Consider the following 20472-nt stretch of genomic DNA (forward strand, 5'->3'; position numbering starts at 1 on the left):
AAACATTGAGGAAACTTCCGATGAATAGACGTGAATTGCTCAAGGCCACTGCCGCGCTGCCGCTGTTGCAGGCCGTCCGGCCGGATCGAGCTTTGGCGGACACGGCCTGGCCCACGCATACGATTTCCATGATCGTGCCATTTCCGGCCGGTGGGCAAGCCGATCTGGCGGCGCGGCCGGTGGCGTTGGCGCTGGAAAATATCCTAGGCAAATCGGTGATCGTCGACAATCGCGCCGGCGGGGCAGGCGGTGCGATTGGCAATGCGGCGGCGGCGCGTGCCGAGCCTGATGGTTACACGTTGCTGATGACGCTCTCTTCGCTGGCGGTGCTGCCCGAGGCCGACCGTCTTTTCGATCGTCCGCCGGTCTATGAAGTCTCGCAATTTGCACCGATCGCGCGCGTGTTGGCCGATCCGACGCTACTGGCCGTGCCGGCCTCCGCGCCATGGAAGACATTGGAAGATTTCGTCGCAGATGCAAAACGACGCCCCGGTGAGATTCGTTACGGCTCGTCCGGTCCCTACGGCACGCTGCATGTCGCGATGGAAATGTTTGCAGCTTCCGCCGGCATCAAGCTGCTGCATATTCCCTTCCGTGGCGCAGGCCCTGCGTTGAATGCGATCCTGACCGGAACCGTGGAGGCGCTCGCATCGGCACCGGGAACGCTGAAGCAGCAGGTCGATGATGGCAGGATGCGCGTGCTCGCCAATTGGGGTGCGGAGCGTATCGCGAGCTTTCCCGACCTGCCGACCTTCAAGGAGCGCGGCTACAAGGATGTCGAGTTCTACATCTGGGCAGGTCTGTTCGCGCAGAAGGCGCTGCCGGAGCCGATCATGACCAAGCTGCGCGAAGCGATGGCGAAGGCGGCGAAAAGCCCGGAAGTAATCAAGACGTTCGATACGGCCGGCAGCCCGGTTGCCTACATGGACGCGCCGGAATTTTCGAAATTCATCGAAGCCGACAGTGCGCGTCTCGTCGCTGCGGTCAAACGCATCGGCAGGGTGGAATAAACTTCCGCTCCTCAACAAGCTCACATTTTTTTGTTCGGCGCGAACCATCCCGGCCGCATTGATTTGGTTTGGTCCGTGAACCGGTTTGGTTTGGCCGGGCGATGACTTATGAGCTGAGGAGGAAGGGGCGGCCATGCGAAAGCACCGAATTTTCCAAAGTTTTGCCCTCGTTGGTTTGACGGCGACGCTTGCGTGCGGAAGGCCCGCGGCAGCCCAAGAGCATCGCGGAACCATGCAGCAGCAGATGGCGTGTACGCCCGATGTGTTCCGGTTATGCGGGGCTGCGATACCCGACGAAAATCGCATTGTAGCCTGTTTGCAGGCAAACACTCCGCAGCTTAGCGCGGGGTGCCGCGCGGTGTTTGAATCTAGCGACAGTGCCGCTGTTCCGCCGCCGCCAAATCCACCGCAACCGGCGTCGCTACCGGCCCGGCGTTCCCAGTATCAATAACGTCTCGCGCTCAGCATACGTCGACCCATTCGGCCGCGACGAGTTCAGCCATGCGTGCAGGCGCGATCCGAACTGCGCTATGGATCGAGCCCGCTGCCGGCACCACTTCGTCAAACGCTTTCAGCGAAATGTCGCAGTAGACCCTCAGCGGCGTCTTCAGTCCGAACGGGCAGACGCCGCCGACTTCGTGGCCGGTAATGTCAGCGACTTCATCGAGGCCGAGCATCTTCGGTTTGCCGCCGAAGCGTGCCTTTACTTTTTTATTGTCCATTCGCGAGGTGCCGCTCGCGACGATCAGGATCACCTGTTCGCCGACCCTTAAGCTCAGCGTCTTGGCGATCCGCGCCGGTTCGACGCCATAGGCCTCGGCGGCGAGCGCTACTGTTGCCGAACTCTGCGTCGATTCGATGACGGTGATGTCGGGGGCTTTCTCGGCGAAGAAAGCGCGGACGGATTCAAGACTCATGGGCGAGGAGGTCTGGCAATTCTGACAAAGCGCGGATGCGGTGATCGGGTGTGAGGCCGAGTTCGTCCATTTGCGTACGCAGCGCCTTGAACATCGTCAATGGCGGAACGACGTCGCTTTTGACGCAGGCTTCCGCCATCGCCTGCGGCGTCACCCGCTCGATCCAGGCGACGTTTAATCCAAAGGCCTTGGCGCCACAGGCGTCCCAGGGATTGGAGGATACGAAGAGTACCTCATCAGGTCGCGCGCCAAGCTTCGATTCGATCAGCGTGTAGGCGTCCGGCGCCGGCTTGAATATCCGCTTTTGATCGACGCTGATGGTCGCATCGAGCACGCGATCCAGTCCGCTGTTGCGCGCGAGCGCATTGAGCATGTCGCTGGAGCCGTTGGAGAGGATCGCAAGCTTGCGGCCTTTCAGAGCCGTCAACGTCGAGAGCGCATCGGGATACAGATCGAGGTGAAGATATTTGTCCATGATGCGGTCGAAGGCGGCCGCGTCGTGGGCGAGCCCAAGCACGCGCAGCGTATAGGAAAGGGACTCTCGCGTGACGACGGAGAAATCTTCGTAACGGCGCATCAACGAGCGAAGCCAGGTATATTCAAGCTGCTTGATGCGCCAGATCTGCGTAATGATGTCGCCGTACCCCGGAAAGGCTTCTTCGGTAACGGCGGCCACCGATTGGATGTCGTAGAGCGTGCCATAGGCATCAAAGACAACGGCTTTGATCGTCACGGGAAGGTCTCTCTTGTTGTCGGCAGGTTTATTGTCGGCAGGTTTCGATGCAGCACTTGTTGCTAGATGTTCAAAAGCTTTCGCGCATTGGCTTTTAGCACCTTCGGCCGGATCTCGTCGCGGATCTCGAGCTTTGCGAAATCCGATAGCCAGCGGTCCGGCGTAATCACCGGCCAGTCGGAGCCGAACAGCATCTTGTCCTGCAAAATCGAGTTGATGTAGCGCACCAGGATCGGCGGGAAATACTTCGGCGACCAGCCGGACAGGTCGATATAGACGTTTGGCTTGTGGGTCGCGACCGACAGCGCCTCTTCCTGCCAGGGGAACGACGGGTGGGCGAGGATGATTTTGAGATCGGGAAAATCCACCGCCACGTCATCCATGTACATCGGGTTGGAATATTTCAGCCGCATGCCCATGCCGCCCGGCATGCCGCTCCCGACCCCGGTCTGGCCGGTGTGAAACAGCGCGATGGCGCCGCCGTCGCTGATGGCTTCATAGAGCGGATAGGCCAGGCGGTCGTTGGGATAGAAGCCCTGCATGGTCGGGTGGAATTTGAAGCCCTTGATGCCGAATTCCTCGATCAGCCTTTTCGCCTCGCGGACGCCGAGCTTGCCTTTGTGCGGATCGATACTCGCAAACGGAATCAGCACGTCCAGATTTTCCGAAGCCGCCTCGATCATCTCGTCATTGTTGTAGCGTCGAAAGCCGGTCTCACGCTCGGCGTCGACCGGGAAGATCACGGCCGCGATCTTCTTCGCCCGATAATAGGCGGCGGTTTCCGCGACCGTCGGCGGATGCTGGTTCGGCGATTTGAAATAGGCCGCCATCTGGGCCTGGAAGTCGTCATATCCGTCGTCGCCGTGCAGGCCGCAGGGCTCCTCGGCATGGGTGTGAATATCGATCGCCACGACATCGTCGAGATTGGGCAGCTTCAATTTGGGCATCTTTTCCTTCCCGCCGGTAGCGTTGCCGGACTGCTTCTCCTAATTAGTTATGTTCTATAACAATTTGGCAGAACTGCCGATGGCAAAGGCCGTTTCGGGTTCCATGGCCGGTTGCTGGGTTCCAGCGCCCTTGGATTGACATTTGAGGGCCCAATGGCTTAGAAACCCGCGTCCCGGGCGGTTCGGCCGTCGGCGGGATAAAGCCTTTTATTAAAAGCTGGGGTCTTCCGGGAGTGTTCTCGGGCGACCCGGATGATCGCGCCGAATACGGCCTTTCAAGCATCAGGAACGTCCCATGAAGGTCCGTAACTCGCTGAAATCGTTGCGTGGTCGCCATCGCAACAACCGTCTGGTCCGCCGCAAGGGCCGGGTCTACGTGATCAACAAGGTCCAGCGCCGCTTCAAGGCGCGTCAGGGCTGATTTGAGGCTGATCACGGCCTCAAGGTTGATCTGATTTCCCTGTTCATCACAGGTCTTTGACAGTTTGCTGCTTTGCAAGCGGCTTTTGCTGCGTCTAGACTTTCCGCATGGTCTTGAGATTCCTAGCCACCCCGCACGGCCGGATGGTGATGCTCGCTTCTGCGATCGCCGTGATGATGCCGGTTGCGGCGTTGTCGCAGGATTCAGGGACCCAGCCTAAGCAGCAAAAAAAATTACCGGACGCACCCGCGAAACTGCCGAAGGTTCCGGCCGACAAGACGCGCGGGCTGGAGTTCCTGTTTGGGGCACTGAAGGCCGCCCCGGACGAAACCAGCGCCAAGCATGTCGAGGCGCGGATCTGGGCGATTTGGCTGCAGACACCGAGCGATACCGTCGCGCTTCTGATGACGCGCGCCAAGGCCGCCATGGATGCCCAAAACTCCGAGGTCGCGCTCAAGCTGCTTGATTCCGTCGTCAAGCTGCGGCCGGACTATGTCGAGGGCTGGAACCGTCGCGCGACGCTTTACTACCTGAGGAACGACTACGCCCGCTCGCTTCAGGATATTGAGCAGGTGTTGGCGCGAGAGCCGCGCCATTTCGGCGCGCTCGCAGGGCTAGGCATGATCATGCAGGATCTCGGCGACGAAAAACGCGCTCTTGATGCGTTTCGCAGGGCACTGGCGGTCAATCCACACCTCGAAAAGGTGCCGGAACTGGTCAAGACTCTGACCGAAAAGGTCGAGGGGCGCGATATCTAGGGGTCGTGCGGCCGCGTAACTAGACAGCTAGTGCAGAACGCTGCGTTTCGGCCCTGTTGATCCGCCATGCGCGACCGCGGCATGGAGTTGTGCAAGCTCCGTTTCAAGTTGTTCATTGACCAGCAGAAGTGCCTTCAGGGCGCCCCTGATATCGCCGTTGCATCGGGCCACGATTTCATCGATGGCGGTCTCATGTGATCCGGAACTCATCGAAAAGCCTCCAAATATCCTCGCATGACAACTGCTTTGGCATCCACGGGTTGCTGTGGATTATGTGGAAAGGCCGGACACGCAAAAGCCTTCCGTTGAAGCAAAAAGTGCCGCTTATGCTTATAGGAAGCTGCCGATGACGGCTGTATGAAGAGTATTCGCTCGTCCGCCTGGCCGCGGTGGAAAACTCTGCCCTCGGCGAGCGCTCGAAACCCCGCCGCCGCTTCACGCGTATCTTATGCGTGCCAGAATCGAACCGGATTCCTTACATGTTAGTCGCGCTTTTTGTCGCCGCGCTCGTGATGCTGGCGCTGGCGACCCAGGCCGGCATTGCCGTCATTCAACATCGTTTTCCCGCGCAGGGAAAAGCGATTGAGGTCACCGGCGCGACGCTCAACTTGCTCGATATCGGACCGAGGGACGCCGCCGGTCCGCCGATCGTTCTCGTTCACGGTGCAAGCTCAAACCTGGAAGCGATGCGCCGTCCGCTGGGCGACAGGCTCGCTCTCCATCACCGCGTGATCCTGATCGATCGGCCTGGTCATGGCTGGAGCTCGGGGGCCAATGAGGGGACTTCCACGCCGGCTGCGCAGGGGCGGATGATCGAGGAGGCATTGCAGACGATGGACACAGGCCCGGTTATCCTGGTGGTGCATTCATGGGCTGGAGCGTTGGGCGCGCGCATGGCTCTCGACTATCCGGCGCGGGTTGCGGGTCTCGTGATGCTGGCGCCGGTCGCCTATCCGTGGCCCGGTGGTGTGGGCTGGTACAACGAGCTCGTCGCAAAGCCGGTCATCGGTCCGCTGCTCGCCTACACTCTCACTCTGCCGCTCGGCTATTTCCTGACCGAGCCCGGCGCGCGCGAGGTCTTCCTGCCGCAGGTCATGCCGGATGATTTCGTCACAAGCACCGCAACGCCGCTCTTGCTGCGTCCGCGCGAGTTTCTCGCCAACGCCCGCGACCTGGTGCGGCTGAAGCAAGCGGTCACCGAGCAGGCGCCGCGCTATCCGGAAATCTCATCGCCGACCGTCGTGATTTCCGGCGACGTCGACAAGACCGTGTCGACGAATATTCATTCCCGTCCCTTTGCGGCGGCGGTGCCGAACGCGAAGTTGATCGTGCTGCCCGGCGTCGGTCACATGGTGCAAAACGCCGCCCCCGATCTCGTGATCCGCGAGATCGAAGCCATCATTGGCCAGACGGAGCACCGAACGGCCGCTACGGCCAATTAAGCCGTGTTTTGTCACGCGCCGCGTCGTTGAAAGCGGTCGATCGGTCGCATGACCGATCTCGCCGACCGCGGTGAACGAAATATCGAAGGGCACGCACGGCGAGCGCGAGAGCGGAAAAAGAAAATGGCCGGGCAAAGCCCGGCCATTACGAAGGAAAGTTCAAGCCTGGCGGCAGCGGTTACTTGGACTTGCCGTCCTTGTCGAACTTCGAGATGTAGGCCCAGAGGTCGTTGACCTCTTTCTCGTTCTTGATGCCGGCAAAGAACATCTTGGTGCCGGGCACCTTGGCCTTCGGGTCCTTGATGTATTCCTTGAAGTTGGCCTCATTCCAGGTGATGCCGGAATTCTTGTTGGCCTCGGAGTAATTGTAGTCCGGCACAGTGCCCGACTTGCGTCCGTCGAGCCCGTTGAGCTCCGGTCCGACCTTGTTCTTGGCGTCCTCGCCGATCGCGTGACAGGCCAGGCACTTGTTGAAAGAGTTCTTGCCGGCGTCGGCGTCTTGCGCCAGCGCGGCCGGCACAATTGCCACCGATGCAAGGACGATCAACGCGCTAGGTATCAATTTTTTCATTCTCGGCTCTTTTTGCTCGGGACGGGGAAGGACATAGCCTTTGTGGCATAGGCCGCGGGCTATCGACAAGGGCCGCGAACGGCGGTTTGGATGTTCCGGCGCGACTTGCACCCTATGAAAAGCCTGTTTGCGCGATCGGCGCCCATCGTTCTCAGGATGTATCCGGACCTGCTTGATTCCTCACGGGAAATCGGCAATGTCGCAGTCACTCGCAGGATCGGAGAGATCGCAATGACCATCATGATGCCCGCTCCGGATCAGGCAGTTCTGTCGCGCCGCAGCACCATCGTCGAGGCGCTGCGCGCCATCGTGCCGGGCGAGGGCGTAATCGATACGCCGGCCGAAATGCTTCCCTACGAGTCCGACGGGTTGATGGCCTATCGCCAGCCACCGATGGTGGTGGTGCTGCCGGATACCACCGCGCAGGTTTCGCAAGTGCTGAAATACTGCTTCGAGCAGGGCATCAAGGTGGTGCCGCGCGGTTCCGGCACTTCACTGTCGGGTGGTGCGCTGCCTCTGGCGGACGCGGTGCTGTTGGGGCTCGGCAAATTCAAGCGCATTCGCGAGATCGATTTCGATAACCGGGCGGTGGTGACGGAGCCGGGGGTCACCAATCTCGCGATCAGCCAGGCGGTCGCCCATGCCGGCTTTTATTACGCGCCCGATCCCTCGTCGCAGATTGCGTGCTCGATCGGCGGCAACGTCGCAGAGAATTCCGGCGGCGTGCACTGCCTCAAATACGGCATGACCACCAATAACGTGCTCGGATGCGAGATCGTGCTGATCACAGGCGAAGTGCTTCGCATTGGCGGCAAAACCGCCGAGAGCGCAGGCTACGACCTGATGGGAATTATCACGGGCTCGGAGGGGTTGCTCGGCGTCATCACCGAGATCACGGTGCGAATCCTGCAGAAGCCGGAGACCGCGCGCGCCTTGATGATCGGCTTTGCCGAAGTTGAGGCGGCCGGTGAATGCGTGGCGAAGATCATCGGTTCCGGCATCATTCCCGGTGGCATGGAGATGATGGACAAGCCTGCGATCCACGCCGCCGAAGCCTTTGTCCATGCCGGCTATCCACTCGACGTCGAAGCGCTTCTGATCATCGAACTCGATGGTCCCGGCGTCGAGGTCGACGAGTTGATCAAGCGGGTCGAGAAAATCGCGCTCGGATGCGGTTCGACGACGTGCCAGATCTCCAACACGGAGGCCGAACGCAACCTGTTCTGGGCCGGCCGCAAGGCGGCCTTTCCGGCGGTGGGGCGGATATCGCCCGACTATCTCTGCATGGACGGCACCATCCCGCGCGGTGCGCTGCCCAGGGCGCTCGCCCGAATCCGCGATCTCTCCGAGAAATATGGACTGCGCTGTGCCAACGTCTTCCACGCCGGCGACGGCAATCTCCACCCGCTCATTCTGTACGATGCCAACCAGCCCGGTGAGATCGAACGCGCCGAGGCGTTCGGCGCCGATATCTTGCGGGCCTGCGTCGAGTTCGGTGGCGTTCTGACCGGCGAGCACGGCGTCGGCATCGAGAAGCGCGATCTGATGCCGGAGATGTTTTCCGAGATCGATCTCAATCAGCAACAGCGGATCAAATGCGCCTTCGACGCGCAGGGTCTGCTCAATCCGGGCAAGGTGTTTCCGACCCTGCATCGCTGTGCCGAACTCGGCCGCATGCACGTGCATGGCGGCAAGCTCGCTTTCCCTGACCTTCCGCGATTTTGAGCGTGAGCCGCGTGGATATTCTGAAAGTACGTGACGCCAAGGACGTCGAGCACGTGGTGCGCGCGGCGATCGCCAGCGAGCAGCCGCTCGAGATCATCGGCCATGGCACCAAGCGCCTGGTCGGCCAGCCGATGGCGACCAATGCGCTGCTCGACCTGTCGGCGCTCAATGCGGTCAAATCCTATGAACCGAACGAATTGATCATCACGGTCGAAGCGGGCGCGCCGCTTTCGGACGTCAAGTCGCTGATCGATTCGAAAAACCAGCGCTTTGCGTTCGAGCCGATGGATACCGCGTGGCTTCTGGGCACGGCGGCGGCGGCTGGGACAATCGGGGGGATGATCGGTGCAGGGTTCGCCGGGCCGCGCCGGATCCAGGCGGGAGGGGCCCGCGATCATCTGCTCGGCGCGCACGCGGTCTCAGGCTTCGGCGACAGTTTCAAGGCCGGAGGCCGGGTTGTGAAGAACGTCACGGGCTATGACCTCTGCAAGCTGCTTGCGGGTTCCTGGGGAACTTTGGCGGTCGTGACCGAGGTGACGCTCAAGGTGATGCCACGGCCGGAGAGCGAGCGCACGTTGGTGTTGCGCGACCTCGACCACGCCGCCGCCAACCAGGCGATGACCGCGGCGCTCGGTTCCCCTTTCGACGTCTCGGGTGCCGCCCATGTGCCGAAATCGGCCTTGCGCGACACGATCGGCGCGCTTGGCAGCCTGGGGGCGCCCCGAAGTGCGTTGACGTTGGTGCGATTGGAAGGAATTACCGCTTCCGCCGTGCATCGAGCGGCCTCGCTCGCCAAGCTGCTATCGACGTTTGGAACGGCGGAAACGATCGACGATGAGCGATCAGCGGCGGTTTGGGAATGCGTCCGCGATGTGGAGCCCTTTGCGGCCAAGGGCCCGCTCGGCGCCTGGCCGGTGTGGCGTATCGTTTGCCCCCCGGCTTCAGGTGCTGCCCTGGGCGAACGTCTCGCCCGCGAAACCGGCGGCGACGTGCTCTACGACTGGGGCGGCGGCCTGATCTGGGCGGCGATGCCGCCGTGGCCGGATGCCCAGGCGACATTGGTGCGAGAGCGCGCGGCCGCCGCCGGCGGTTATGCCACGCTGCTGCGCGCACCCGACGAGGTGAGGCGCCAAATCGATGTTTTCCACCCGGCAAGCGCCGGCGTGGCGGCCTTGAGCGAACGGGTCAGGCAAAGTTTCGATCCGAAAAGCATTCTCAATCGCGGCCGGATGACACGTCTCGGCGCCTCTTCGGGGTCCCCGGCATGAAGACCGAATTCAGCCTCGCCCAGCTTGCCGATCCCGATATCGCCGAAGCCGACAAGATTCTGCGCAAATGCGTGCATTGCGGGTTCTGTACCGCGACCTGCCCGACCTATGTCCTTCTCGGCGACGAACTCGATAGTCCGCGCGGCAGAATCTATCTCATCAAGGAGATGCTGGAAAAAGATCGTCCGCCGACGGCGGAAGTCGTCAAGCACATCGATCGTTGCCTTTCCTGCCTTGCCTGCATGACCACGTGCCCGTCGGGTGTGAACTACATGCATCTGGTCGATCAGGCGCGGGTAAAGATCGAACGGAACTTTACAAGGCCTTGGACGGAACGGCTGCTGCGGGCTGTGCTCGCGCACGTGCTGCCGCGGCCGAAGCTGTTCCGCGCCAGCATGATACTGGCGCGGTTGGGGCGTCCGCTGGCCGGTTTATTGCCCTCGGGCGGGGTCTCATCGACGCCGACTTTGCTGAGGCGACTCAAGGCGATGCTGGCGCTGTCGCCGCGTGGTCTGCCGGCAGCGGGCCCATCGGGCGGAAGCGTTTTTCCGGCGCAGGGCGAGCGGCGCGGCCGGGTCGCGCTGCTGCAAGGGTGTGCGCAGCAGGTGCTGGCACCACGCATCAACCAGGCCGCGATCAGCCTGCTGACCCGTCACGGCATCGAGGTCGTGCTGGTCAAAGACGAGCAATGTTGCGGCGCATTGACCCATCATATGGGCCGCGAGGACGCAGCATCGGCCTTCGCCCGCGCCAACATCACCGCCTGGCTTACTGAGGCCGATCGCGGCGGGCTCGATGCCATCCTAGTGACGACATCGGGCTGCGGCACCGTCATCAAGGACTACGGTTTCATGCTGCGTGAGGACCGCGATTTTGCCGCCAGCGCCGCCAAGGTTTCGGCGCTCGCCAAGGATATTACCGAGTATATTGGCGGGCTCGATCTCGCGCCGGCACAGCGCCGCGACGACATCGTCGTCGCTTATCACTCGGCTTGTTCGCTTCAACACGGGCAGAAAATCACGCAACTGCCGAAAGAATTGCTTTCCAAGAACGGATTCGTGGTGAAAGATGTACCCGAGAGCCACTTGTGTTGCGGTTCGGCGGGGACCTACAACATTCTCCAGCCTGACATTGCAAACAAATTGCGCGATCGAAAGGTCGCCAATATTGCGATGGTCAAGCCGGACATGATTGCTGCGGGCAATATCGGGTGCATGGTGCAGATTGCCAGCGGTACGTCAGTTCCTGTGATGCACACGATTGAGCTTCTCGATTGGGCGACGGGCGGCCCGCAGCCGACATCGAGCGGACTCGACAGGCTGGTGCGCAACTACAGCCTGAACACCCGGTAGACACGGCTCAGCGCAACAGGAGGACTACATGGCTAAAGCGAAGAAGAAGAAAGGCAAGAAGGCGAAGAAGGGTAAGAAGCTTCTCGCCGCGAAGAAATCCGCCAAGAAGGCGGCTAAAAAATCCGCGAAGAAATCCGCGAAGAAGTCTGCGAAGAAGGCCGTAAAGAAGTCGGCCAAGAAGGCTGCCAAGAAAACCGCGAAGAAGGCGGCTCCGAAAAAGGCGGCCAAGAAAGCTGCGAAAAAGAGGGCCGCTCCCGTCCATCATGCCGAGCTGGAGGCCGCTCCGTCGCATGCGACGGAAACTCCGTCTCATAGCTGGGCGACACCAAGTCACGACGAGCCCGCTGCTGCGCCGTCATGGGAGCACTCCTCCAGCCACCACAACTCCGGTGGCGAGGACGGTAACTAGAACAGTCCGGCCGGTTGGCCTGTAAAATTGAAGGGCCGCAGCGTCGTATCGCTGCGGCCTTTTCGCTTTGCGCTACGCAACTTTATTTGCCCAGCCCCGAAGCAAGCGCGGTAATTTGTGGGCAGATTACAACAGCTTGTCGCAATACTCACTTCATCGCCCAGAATGAATAAAAAATATGCAGATGATTATGTTTTAATCTTCGTGTTATAGCGGCGCTATACCAGATTGTCTCGTGCATAACGGACACGGATGGATGGGCCGCTGATGAAAACGCTCGTTATAGTTGCCGTATTCCTTGCCGTTCCGGGGCTGGTTTTGGCTGCCGACTTGCCGATGAAAGCCGTGAAGGCACCGGCGTTCGATCCCTGGGATATCGCGTTCGGCGTTGCCGTCATGAGCGACTATGTCTTTCGCGGCATCACCCAGTCCAATCATCAGCCATCGGTCACCGCTTATTTTGAGCCGCGCTACAACATCAACAAGGACGTGCAGTTCTACATCGGCACCTCCGTGGAGAGCATCTCGTTCGCGAACCATGCCGCGGCCGAGGTCGATATTTATGGCGGCGTTCGGCCGACCTTCGGCGCCGTGGCGCTGGATTTCGGTCTCTGGGGCTACCTCTATCCGGGCGGACAATGTCAGGAAGGCTTTCCCGGCGGCGTCGCGGTTTGTCCTGCGGGCTCGCCCTTGGCCTCTGGTCCTAATTTCGTTCAGATCAAGCAGGACCTCAGCTTTTACGAGGCCTATGGCAAGATCAACTGGACCATCAACGACAGCTTCGCGCTCGGTGGTAACGAGTATTACACACCGAGTTTTTTGAATTCGGGCGCCTGGGGCGATTACGCCTCGATCACCGCGAAGGCGACGGCACCGGCGAAATGGTTTGGCTCAAGCGGCGTCGGGGCTTATCTGTCGGCCGAAGTCGGGCGACAGTGGTTCGGGACGACGGACGCCTTCTATCGCATTTCGGCGGCCCCTGTGGGCATTGCCTATCCGAGCTACAACACCTGGAATATCGGCATCGCCTTTACGTATAAGGTATTCACGCTCGACCTGCGCTATTCCGACACCAATCTGAGCAAGGGCGATTGCGCGGCGGTGACGAGCGCGTTCAACGCCAACATCCCGGGCAATACGACCGCCATCAATCCCAATGGCTTCGGCTCCAACTGGTGCGGCGCAGCCGGCATCGTCAAGCTTTCGGCCGATCTGACCGCGATGACCAATCTGAAGTAAGTTTCGGCCGCTGCCTCTTTATGAGGGGCTTTTTCGCGGTTGCTGCTCGTGCGCGACAAAGCGGTCGCCCTCGCGGTCCAGCACGATATGGCCGTCGTGAAACGCCTCCAGCGTGCTTCGATGTCCGATCGAGACCGTGGTCGTCGCCGTGAGTTTGTCGGCAAGCAGGCGATAGAGCGTAGCCTCGGAGGCCTCGTCCAGCGAAGCAGTAGCCTCGTCGAGGAAAAGATATTGCGGCTGATGCAATAGCGCGCGGGCAATGCCGAGCCGCTGCTGCTCGCCGAGCGAGAGCATTCGGTTCCAGTGGGCTTCTTCCTCAAGCCTCGGGGCGAGTTGCGGCAGGCCCACGGCGGTCAGCGCCTCGTCAACGAGAGCCGAACTGAATGCGTCGGGGCTCGCAGGGTAAACGATCGCCGCCTTCAGTGCGCCGATCGGAAAATACGGCCGCTGCGGCAGCATCATCAGCGTGGCGCTGGCGGGGATGGTGATCACGCCGTCGCCGAACGGCCAGATGCCGGCAATCGCCCGGAACAGGGTGGACTTGCCGGCTCCCGACGGTCCGGTGACAAGAACGTGCTCGTTGTTTTGAATACGCAGCCCGTCGGCCGCAACCAGCGGCGTGCCGTTAGGCAAGTTGACCAGAAACCGACGCAGCTCGATCGCTTTGCTTTCGCCCGAGCGCACGACCTTGATCGAGGGAGTATCGCCCGGCAGCCGGGCGGCGCTTGCGATCGTTTCCTCGAAACCTTCGAGACGGGCAACGACCGAACTCCACTCGGCCAGCCCGCGATAGATCGATACAAAGAACGACAGCGATTGCTGCACGCTGGAAAAGGCGGAAGCGGTCTGCATCATGCCGCCGAGCTGGATCTTGTCGGTAAAATAGGCCGGCGCCACCAGCACATAGGGAAACACCACCGCGGCCTGCGAATAGCTCGACGTGAACGCGGTCAATCGCTTGGTGCGGGTCATGATCTCGTACCAGTTCTGGACGACGCGGCCGAACCGCGCCAACAGCCGCTCCTGTTCGGCGTTCTCGCCGCGCAACAATGCAATCTGTTCGGAATTCTCACGCACCCGTACCAGATTGAAGCGGAAGTCGGCCTCGTAACGCTGCTGCTGGAAATCGAGCATCACCAGAGGCGAGCCGATCCAGTGCGTTATCACCGTGCCGAAGACGGCGTAGACCACCGCGCCCCACACCAGATAGCCTGGAATATGGAATTCGTTGCCGAACAGCGTCAGCGGCGAGTCGGCCGACAGACCCCACAGGATGATGACGAAGGAACCAAGCGTCACCACCGCGCTCAGGAAGCCGACGCAAATGGTCAGCGTCTGCTCGACAAACATCTTGACGTCATCGGCAATGCGCTGGTCCGGATTGTCAGCCGCATCGCCCTGAAGCTGCATGCGGTAGTGGTTGGCTTTATCCAGCCATTCGCCGAGATAGTGCTGGGTCAGCCAGTTTCGCCAGCGGATCTGAAGCCATTGATTGAGGTAGAGCTGATAGACGGCGAGCGCGATATAGGCGGTCGCAAGCACGCAAAAGATGCCGATTTCGCGAACGAAGCTGTCCCAGTTCTTCTCCTGCAGCGCCGTGTAGAAGCGGTTGTTCCACTCGTTGAAGAGCACGTTGAGTCCGACCACCGTGAGTTCGATCGCGATGACCGCCGCAAGCAGCAAGCGGCCTGCGAATTTGTCTTCGGAACGGAAGTACGGAGCTGCGATGCGCCACACGGTCGCAGGCCTCAAGCGGATATTGTTCACAGATCGGGGTCTCCGGGGGAATAGCTGCGCGAGTGAGGTGTTGGTTTGGCTAGTTCAGGAGGTGGATTTTCTCTACCGGCTCGCTGCGGTCTCTTTCCTAGATTTGCAAAACCATATGCGAATGCCGGTGTCCGGAACTAGACTAAAGTCGTAACAACGCCGATATGGGTTCGCTTGTCGCGACGTGTAAGTCAACTCTAGCATGAGCCTAATGGCGGGTGGCGGGGGGCCCTCTCATTTCGCGTGTTTGTGAGCGGGTTTGGCAGAGGCCAAATTCGCCCTTGAAGCGCGCTTTGCTAAAGGCCCTCAGAACTAGCGCCAGCGTACCAGCCGTTCACGCGGGCCGGCACGCCAAAAAACGCGTGGGGAGGAATCATAATGTGGAATCAGGTCTATAATCCTTTTAACAGTGCTGGACTTTCGACGATCGCCGCGGCGATACCCGTCGTTACGCTCCTGGTGTTGATCGCAAGCGGCAAGGTCAAGGCGCATATCGCGGCCATCATTGCGGTGATCCTCACCAACCTGATCGCGATTTTCGTGTTCACGATGCCGGCGGGCATGTCGATCCGCGCCTCGCTACTCGGCATCGTTGCCGGGTTCTTTCCGATCGGCTGGATCGTGCTCAACGTCATCTTTCTTTACCAGCTTACGGTCGCAACGGGTCAATTCGAACTATTGAAACGCGCGGTTGGCGGCGTTACCGAAGATCGTCGCCTGCAACTGCTGCTGATCGCATTTTCGTTCGGCGCCTTCTTCGAGGGGGCATCAGGATTCGGTACGCCGGTCGCGATCACCGGCTCGGTCCTGATCGGTCTCGGATTCTCACCGCTCGCCGCTTCCGGTCTCTCCCTGATCGCCAATACCGCGCCGGTCGCCTTCGGTGCGCTCGGTACACCGATTCAAGGCCTCGCCCAGGTGACAGGTCTCGATCCTTATATTCTCGGCGCGATGGTTGGTCGGCAACTGCCGCTGTTCTCGCTGATCGTTCCGTTCTGGGTGGTGTGGGCCTTTGCGGGCTGGAAGGGCATGAAGGACGTTTGGCCTGCCATTCTGGTCACCGGCATATCGTTCGCCGTCCCGCAATTCGTAGTCTCCAACTACCTCAATCCCTGGATCGTCGATATCGCTGCATCGCTGATTTCGATGGGGGGGCTCATTCTGTTTCTCAAGATTTGGCAGCCGAAGCAGCTTTGGCTATCGCCCGCGCTGCGCGGCAAAGATGAATCCCTGGCGACGATGACGCCAGCCAAGCCGTTTGATAAGACGCCGTTGAGCCAGGGGCAGCTCTGGAGCGCGCTGTTGCCGTGGATCATCGTCTGCATCGTGATGCTGATCTGGGGTAGTGGCTGGTTCAAGACCTGGGCCGACTCGATCTTTTTCTACAGGTATCCCGTCCCTGATCTGCACAACATGATCAACACGGTGCCTCCGGTCGCGGCCAAGCCGACGCCGCAAGGCGCGGTATTCGCGTTCACCTATCTGTCGTTCACCGGCACGGGCATGTTGATCGCCGCGATCATCGCCGGCTTGCTGGCGGGCTTCTCGCCGATGAAGATGATCGTCGAATACGGCCGTACCATCAAGCTCTGCGCGATCTCGCTGATCACGATTTCGGCGATGCTCGCGATCGGAACGCTGACGCGCCTCTCCGGCGTGGACGCAACGCTCGGTCTCGCTTTTGCGGCGACCGGCGTCTTGTATCCGTTCTTCGGCACGCTGCTCGGTTGGCTGGGTGTCGCGTTGACAGGATCGGATACAGCGTCGAACATTCTGTTCGGCAACCTGCAGAAGATCACTTCGGAGCAACTGGGTCTGCCGTCGGTTCTGATGGCGGCGGCAAACTCCTCCGGTGGCGTCATGGGCAAGATGATCGACGCGCAGTCGATCGTCGTCGCCTCCACTGCGACCAACTGGTACGGCCACGAGGGGTCGATCCTGCGCTTCGTGTTCAAGCATTCGATCGCGCTGGCCTGTCTGGTTGGCCTGTTCGTGATGCTGCAGGCCTATGTCTATCCGTTCACGGCGATGGTCCTGAAGTAGACGCCTGCCCGACATGGTTTGATCAAGTCCCCCCGCGTCCTGCCGGACGCGGGGATTTTTTTGCCGCCGTCAATCTAGTGCCCACTTTCCGAAGTTCGTGCTCCATTGCGGCACCCACCCTCACGAACTTCGGAAAGTTATGGGCACTAGCAAACTTATTGATTCTAGTACCGCTTCATCGATCTGAAGTCCCTGATCGAATTCGCGGCTTGCGGTGCAGGGACTTCAGATCGGCGGTACTAGTCAATGTCATGTTGGCCGACTACAACCGCGGCCGTTCTAATTTTTTGGGGAACACCATGTTGTTGACGCGTGCTTTGTTGAGGCAGGTGGCCGTCGCCTTAGCTGTCGCCAGCCTGGCCGCCAGTTCCGCCGGTGCGGACGAGGGCTTTCCGTTTGGCTTCGAGATGACGCTGGATGCGCTCCCTCAGGCGGGGTCGAAGCGGATTCCGACACTGGAGATCGGCGACAACGGCGAGGCGAAACTCGATTTGTGGTGCAAGACCGGCACCGGTCAATTCTCGGTCGCGGGCAACACCGTGATCTTCGTTCCCGGCCAATTGCAGGACCGCGACTGCCCGCCGGCACGGGCGCAGGCGGACGACGATCTTGTCTCGGCACTCAGCGAAGCGACCACCTGGCGGCGGCGGGGCGACCAGGTGTCCTTTGTGGGAACCAAGCCGTTGCGGTTCCACATCAACACAAACTGACCCAGTGTCCCGGTTCTGACATTCGTATCCTGTCGCGGCGGGCACTTTGACGAATGTCCGAACCAAAGGGACACTGGAAGATATGGGTTTTCCAGTGTGGCTTTGACTCTGACGTTCCTTTTAAGGGGGCGCTGCAAAACGGCAATGAACGTCAGTGTCGCCACACTTTCGGTTTACTTCCAGACCGATTTGTCAGCGTCCCAGCGCTGCCCCTTGAATTCCTTCGTCATCGCCTCAACGACGCCGTGGTCGTCCTTCTGGGCGCCTTCTTCATCACCGCTGGAATCGTTGGCGAGGTTGAGGGCGGGCCCGGAGGTTTCATCGGCGGTCGTGATCGCGGGGCTGGAGACCCACAGGACCAGCCGGTCCGATCCGCCTGGCTTTTCTGATGCGACGAGCGCGGTCACCTCAAGCGTGTCGGTGAGATCAAGCGCGGGATAGAGTTCGCTGGGGCGCTTGAACGTCAGTTTGAGTTTGCCGTTAGCGGAATTCCAGGCAGAAGTCGCGGGCTTTGCCGAAAAGGCTGCCGCCAGAACGTTGGTGATCGTCGCGGCGAACTTGTCCTTGTTGAGCCGATCGCCATCGCGCCAGCCAGTGGCGGAAAAGCGGATGGTGCGGTCCATTTCCAGGATTCCTGTGGTCCAGCCCGCCGCGACCACGCCGGGTACCGATTTGAATTTTGCGATCAGCCCCGCGGCGCGCTCCGGATCGGCGCTGAGCGTAATGGTCTGCTCGCCCGCGCGCAACACGTCGCAGGTGACGGCAAGGCTGCTCAAGGAAACCTCGACGTCCTGTCCTTTCAGGCTCTTGAGAAAATCGGCGGCGGCCTCAAGCTTGACGCGAACGCCGATCGCTTCCGGCGAGACCTCGGTAAAATCCTTCGGCGCCGGCGTGATGCCGTCGTCGCTGGTCTGGCTTTCCTGAAATTCCCGCTCGCTGAGGTCGGAATTGTCGGTCGAATTCACCTCGGTGACGGTCTGTCCGATGCTGATCTGGCCTTTAAACTCAAAATTGTCGCCGGCCGGCTTCCGGGTCAGTTTGACCGTGACCGGCAACTTGCCGCCGATGCTTTGGGTGGCGCCGGTGAGTGTCTGGCCGTTGATCGCCAGATTGGCGACGAAGCGATCCTTGCGGTCCGAGCCTTTGGCGACGGGATAGCAGACATCGAGGGTGGCGGCGGTGACGGTCCTGCCTTGCCGTGTCTCTTTCAGGACCACGTCGGCATTGCCGTCCATCAGACCATCGATGGCGGTGAAATATCTGATGTCGTTGGCGCCGGGTGCTGCTTTCGGCGAAAGCTTCATTTGGCCGTGGGCCATGCCGGTCAAGGCCGCGGCAAAAACGGTCAGGAGAAGCAAAGGTGCGCGCATCTGCACTTCCTCGAAATCAGTTTGCCCTTTCCTAGCAAAGCTCGGGACAAATCGCCAAAAAAGAAGGCCGCTTGTGGCGGCCTTCTTCGAGAACGGATGTTCGGATCGGCTCAGAAGCCCATGCCGCCGCCGTGGCCATGCCCGCCGGCTGCCGGCTGAGCGGGTTCCTTCGGCAACTCCGCGACCATGGCTTCCGTCGTTACCAACAGGCCGGCCACGGAAGAGGCATCCTGCAACGCGGTGCGCACGACCTTGGCCGGGTCGATGATGCCCTTGGCGACCATATCGACATACTCTTCGGTCTGGGCATCGAAGCCGAACGTCTCCGACTTCTCCTCGAGGATCTTGCCCACGACGATCGAGCCCTCGACGCCGGCATTCTCCGCGATCTGACGGATCGGAGCTTCCAGCGCCTTGAGCACGATGTTGATGCCGGCCTGCACGTCGGAATTGTCGTTGTGGATGCGCCCCACAGCCTTCTTGGCGCGCAGCAGAGCGACGCCGCCGCCCGGCACAATGCCTTCCTGCACAGCGGCTCGCGTCGCGTTCAGCGCGTCCTCGACGCGATCCTTCTTTTCCTTGACCTCGACCTCGGTCGCGCCGCCGACGCGGATCACCGCGACGCCGCCCGCGAGCTTGGCCAGACGCTCCTGGAGCTTCTCGCGGTCATAGTCGGAGGTGGTTTCCTCGATCTGGGCCTTGATCTGGTTGACCCGGCCCTCGATGTCCTTCTTCTTGCCGGCGCCTTTGACGATCGTGGTGTTTTCCTTGTCGATCACCACCTTGCCGGCGCGGCCGAGCATGTTGACCGTGACGCTTTCGAGCTTCATGCCGAGTTCGTCCGAAATCAGCTGACCGCCGGTGAGGATCGCAATGTCCTCCAGCATCGCCTTGCGGCGATCGCCGAAGCCGGGCGCCTTGACGGCGGCAACCTTCAAGCCGCCGCGCAGGCGGTTGACGACCAGCGTAGCCAGCGCTTCGCCCTCGACATCCTCGGCGATGATCAGAAGCGGCTTGCCCGACTGCACCACGGCTTCCAGCACCGGCAGCATCGCCTGCAGGCCGGACAGCTTCTTCTCGTGCAGCAGCACGTAGACGTCTTCAAGTTCGGCGGTCATCTTGTCGCCGTTGGTGACGAAATAAGGCGACAGGTAGCCGCGGTCGAACTTCATGCCCTCGACGATGTCGACCTCGGTCTCGAGCGACTTGTTTTCCTCGACCGTGATGACGCCTTCGTTGCCGACCTTCTGCATCGCTTGTGCGATCATCTTGCCGATCGCGGCATCGCCATTCGCGGAGATGGTGCCGACCTGGGCGATCTCGGCGGAGGAGGCGACCGGCTTGGCGCGCTTCTCGATGTCCTTCACCACGGCCGCGACCGCAAACTCGATGCCGCGCTTCAGGTCCATCGGATTCATGCCGGCGGCAACGGCCTTGGCGCCTTCGCGCACGATGGCCTGGGCCAAAACGGTCGCGGTGGTGGTGCCGTCACCCGCGTTGTCGTTGGTCTTGGAGGCAACCTCGCGCAGCATCTGCGCGCCCATGTTCTCGAACTTGTCGTCGAGTTCGATCTCCTTGGCGACGGTAACGCCGTCCTTGGTGATGCGCGGGGCGCCGAAGCTCTTCTCGATGACGACATTGCGGCCCTTGGGGCCGAGCGTTACCTTGACGGCATTGGCGAGAACATCGACGCCGCGCAACATGCGGTCGCGTGCGTCTCCGGAAAATTTGACGTCCTTGGCAGCCATTTGAATTCACTCCATCGGTATCTGGATGTTTGCCTGACGCAG

At 60.9% G+C, this 20472-nt stretch carries 19 protein-coding genes; 11 read left to right on the top strand and 8 right to left on the bottom strand.

Annotated elements, in window-relative coordinates:
• Positions 1 to 20: 20 nt before the first annotated feature.
• On the top strand, positions 21 to 1010 hold the full coding sequence (locus ABSE61_RS08625) for a tripartite tricarboxylate transporter substrate binding protein (protein ID WP_423870661.1): 990 nt from the start codon (positions 21 to 23) through the stop codon (positions 1008 to 1010).
• A gap of 461 nt (positions 1011 to 1471) precedes the next feature.
• Here ABSE61_RS08625 and ABSE61_RS08630 read toward each other — a convergent pair whose 3' ends face one another.
• The 3 genes from ABSE61_RS08630 to ABSE61_RS08640 form a co-directional block, all read right to left on the bottom strand.
• Complete coding sequence (locus ABSE61_RS08630) at positions 1472 to 1927, bottom strand: YbaK/EbsC family protein (RefSeq protein ID WP_423870662.1); 456 nt, start codon at positions 1925 to 1927, stop codon at positions 1472 to 1474.
• Positions 1917 to 2660, bottom strand: coding sequence for a haloacid dehalogenase type II (locus ABSE61_RS08635; protein ID WP_423870663.1), 744 nt, complete (start codon positions 2658 to 2660; stop codon positions 1917 to 1919). Before ABSE61_RS08635 ends, ABSE61_RS08630 begins: the two co-directional genes overlap by 11 nt.
• 62 nt (positions 2661 to 2722) lie before the next feature.
• Positions 2723 to 3607 (bottom strand): amidohydrolase family protein, encoded by an 885-nt coding sequence (locus tag ABSE61_RS08640; protein ID WP_423870664.1) that lies wholly within the window; start codon positions 3605 to 3607, stop codon positions 2723 to 2725.
• A gap of 295 nt (positions 3608 to 3902) precedes the next feature.
• Here ABSE61_RS08640 and ykgO point away from each other — a divergent pair, with 295 nt between their 5' ends.
• Positions 3903 to 4028, top strand: coding sequence for a type B 50S ribosomal protein L36 (gene ykgO, locus ABSE61_RS08645; RefSeq protein ID WP_002718645.1), 126 nt, complete (start codon positions 3903 to 3905; stop codon positions 4026 to 4028).
• A gap of 176 nt (positions 4029 to 4204) precedes the next feature.
• On the top strand, positions 4205 to 4786 hold the full coding sequence (locus ABSE61_RS08650) for a tetratricopeptide repeat protein (protein ID WP_423870877.1): 582 nt from the start codon (positions 4205 to 4207) through the stop codon (positions 4784 to 4786).
• A 27-nt stretch (positions 4787 to 4813) separates the two neighbouring features.
• Here the strand turns inward: ABSE61_RS08650 and ABSE61_RS08655 are convergent, their stop codons facing one another.
• Positions 4814 to 4996 (bottom strand): hypothetical protein, encoded by a 183-nt coding sequence (locus ABSE61_RS08655; protein WP_423870665.1) that lies wholly within the window; start codon positions 4994 to 4996, stop codon positions 4814 to 4816.
• A 269-nt stretch (positions 4997 to 5265) separates the two neighbouring features.
• On the opposite strand from ABSE61_RS08655, the gene ABSE61_RS08660 reads away from it, so the two are divergent.
• Positions 5266 to 6228, top strand: a complete 963-nt coding sequence (locus tag ABSE61_RS08660) for an alpha/beta fold hydrolase (protein WP_423870666.1) — start codon at positions 5266 to 5268, stop codon at positions 6226 to 6228.
• Between the two features lie 178 nt (positions 6229 to 6406).
• On the opposite strand, the gene cycA is transcribed toward ABSE61_RS08660, so the two are convergent.
• The gene (cycA, locus tag ABSE61_RS08665; protein WP_423870667.1) at positions 6407 to 6799 is read right to left on the bottom strand and encodes a cytochrome c-550 CycA; all 393 of its coding nucleotides are present in this window, start codon (positions 6797 to 6799) and stop codon (positions 6407 to 6409) included.
• A 231-nt stretch (positions 6800 to 7030) separates the two neighbouring features.
• On the opposite strand from cycA, the gene ABSE61_RS08670 reads away from it, so the two are divergent.
• The 5 genes from ABSE61_RS08670 (at position 7031) to ABSE61_RS08690 (ending at position 12792) form a co-directional block, all read left to right on the top strand.
• Positions 7031 to 8524 (top strand): FAD-linked oxidase C-terminal domain-containing protein, encoded by a 1494-nt coding sequence (locus tag ABSE61_RS08670; RefSeq protein ID WP_423870668.1) that lies wholly within the window; start codon positions 7031 to 7033, stop codon positions 8522 to 8524.
• Between the two features lie 11 nt (positions 8525 to 8535).
• Entirely contained in the window at positions 8536 to 9792 is a 1257-nt protein-coding gene (locus ABSE61_RS08675; RefSeq protein WP_423870878.1) for an FAD-binding protein, read from the top strand.
• Complete coding sequence (glcF, locus tag ABSE61_RS08680) at positions 9789 to 11144, top strand: glycolate oxidase subunit GlcF (protein ID WP_423870669.1); 1356 nt, start codon at positions 9789 to 9791, stop codon at positions 11142 to 11144. Before ABSE61_RS08675 ends, glcF begins: the two co-directional genes overlap by 4 nt.
• A gap of 28 nt (positions 11145 to 11172) precedes the next feature.
• Positions 11173 to 11553 carry a histone gene (locus ABSE61_RS08685; RefSeq protein ID WP_423870670.1) on the top strand — a complete coding sequence of 127 codons (381 nt, stop codon included), beginning with the start codon at positions 11173 to 11175 and terminating at the stop codon, positions 11551 to 11553.
• Positions 11554 to 11820: 267 nt separating this feature from the next.
• Entirely contained in the window at positions 11821 to 12792 is a 972-nt protein-coding gene (locus ABSE61_RS08690) for a TorF family putative porin (RefSeq protein ID WP_423870671.1), read from the top strand.
• 18 nt (positions 12793 to 12810) lie between these two features.
• On the opposite strand, the gene ABSE61_RS08695 is transcribed toward ABSE61_RS08690, so the two are convergent.
• A complete protein-coding gene (locus ABSE61_RS08695) occupies positions 12811 to 14559 on the bottom strand; it encodes an ABC transporter ATP-binding protein/permease (protein ID WP_423870672.1) in 1749 nt (582 codons plus the stop codon).
• Between the two features lie 378 nt (positions 14560 to 14937).
• Here ABSE61_RS08695 and ABSE61_RS08700 point away from each other — a divergent pair, with 378 nt between their 5' ends.
• Together ABSE61_RS08700 and ABSE61_RS08705 are read left to right on the top strand one after the other, a co-directional pair.
• Positions 14938 to 16602, top strand: a complete 1665-nt coding sequence (locus ABSE61_RS08700; RefSeq protein ID WP_423870673.1) for an L-lactate permease — start codon at positions 14938 to 14940, stop codon at positions 16600 to 16602.
• A gap of 299 nt (positions 16603 to 16901) precedes the next feature.
• A complete protein-coding gene (locus ABSE61_RS08705; RefSeq protein WP_423870674.1) occupies positions 16902 to 17312 on the top strand; it encodes an META domain-containing protein in 411 nt (136 codons plus the stop codon).
• Between the two features lie 173 nt (positions 17313 to 17485).
• On the opposite strand, the gene ABSE61_RS08710 is transcribed toward ABSE61_RS08705, so the two are convergent.
• A complete protein-coding gene (locus ABSE61_RS08710) occupies positions 17486 to 18682 on the bottom strand; it encodes a hypothetical protein (protein ID WP_423870675.1) in 1197 nt (398 codons plus the stop codon).
• Positions 18683 to 18792: 110 nt separating this feature from the next.
• Complete coding sequence (gene groL / locus ABSE61_RS08715; protein WP_423870676.1) at positions 18793 to 20430, bottom strand: chaperonin GroEL; 1638 nt, start codon at positions 20428 to 20430, stop codon at positions 18793 to 18795.
• Positions 20431 to 20472 lie beyond the last annotated feature (42 nt).

This window comes from Bradyrhizobium sp., from assembly GCF_049519115.1.
Lineage (GTDB): Bacteria > Pseudomonadota > Alphaproteobacteria > Rhizobiales > Xanthobacteraceae > Bradyrhizobium.

Excerpts from the sequence above, each read along its gene's own strand:
- ABSE61_RS08625 (WP_423870661.1), top strand. The coding sequence starts at position 21 with ATGAATAGACGTGAATTGCTCAAGGCCACTGCCGCGCTGCCGCTGTTG.
- ABSE61_RS08630 (WP_423870662.1), bottom strand. The coding sequence starts at position 1,927 with ATGAGTCTTGAATCCGTCCGCGCTTTCTTCGCCGAGAAAGCCCCCGAC.
- ABSE61_RS08640 (WP_423870664.1), bottom strand. The coding sequence starts at position 3,607 with ATGCCCAAATTGAAGCTGCCCAATCTCGACGATGTCGTGGCGATCGAT.
- ykgO (WP_002718645.1), top strand. The coding sequence starts at position 3,903 with ATGAAGGTCCGTAACTCGCTGAAATCGTTGCGTGGTCGCCATCGCAAC.
- ABSE61_RS08650 (WP_423870877.1), top strand. The coding sequence starts at position 4,205 with ATGCCGGTTGCGGCGTTGTCGCAGGATTCAGGGACCCAGCCTAAGCAG.
- ABSE61_RS08655 (WP_423870665.1), bottom strand. The coding sequence starts at position 4,996 with ATGAGTTCCGGATCACATGAGACCGCCATCGATGAAATCGTGGCCCGA.
- ABSE61_RS08660 (WP_423870666.1), top strand. The coding sequence starts at position 5,266 with ATGTTAGTCGCGCTTTTTGTCGCCGCGCTCGTGATGCTGGCGCTGGCG.
- cycA (WP_423870667.1), bottom strand. The coding sequence starts at position 6,799 with ATGAAAAAATTGATACCTAGCGCGTTGATCGTCCTTGCATCGGTGGCA.
- ABSE61_RS08670 (WP_423870668.1), top strand. The coding sequence starts at position 7,031 with ATGACCATCATGATGCCCGCTCCGGATCAGGCAGTTCTGTCGCGCCGC.
- glcF (WP_423870669.1), top strand. The coding sequence starts at position 9,789 with ATGAAGACCGAATTCAGCCTCGCCCAGCTTGCCGATCCCGATATCGCC.
- ABSE61_RS08685 (WP_423870670.1), top strand. The coding sequence starts at position 11,173 with ATGGCTAAAGCGAAGAAGAAGAAAGGCAAGAAGGCGAAGAAGGGTAAG.
- ABSE61_RS08690 (WP_423870671.1), top strand. The coding sequence starts at position 11,821 with ATGAAAACGCTCGTTATAGTTGCCGTATTCCTTGCCGTTCCGGGGCTG.
- ABSE61_RS08700 (WP_423870673.1), top strand. The coding sequence starts at position 14,938 with ATGTGGAATCAGGTCTATAATCCTTTTAACAGTGCTGGACTTTCGACG.
- ABSE61_RS08705 (WP_423870674.1), top strand. The coding sequence starts at position 16,902 with ATGTTGTTGACGCGTGCTTTGTTGAGGCAGGTGGCCGTCGCCTTAGCT.
- ABSE61_RS08710 (WP_423870675.1), bottom strand. The coding sequence starts at position 18,682 with ATGCGCGCACCTTTGCTTCTCCTGACCGTTTTTGCCGCGGCCTTGACC.
- groL (WP_423870676.1), bottom strand. The coding sequence starts at position 20,430 with ATGGCTGCCAAGGACGTCAAATTTTCCGGAGACGCACGCGACCGCATG.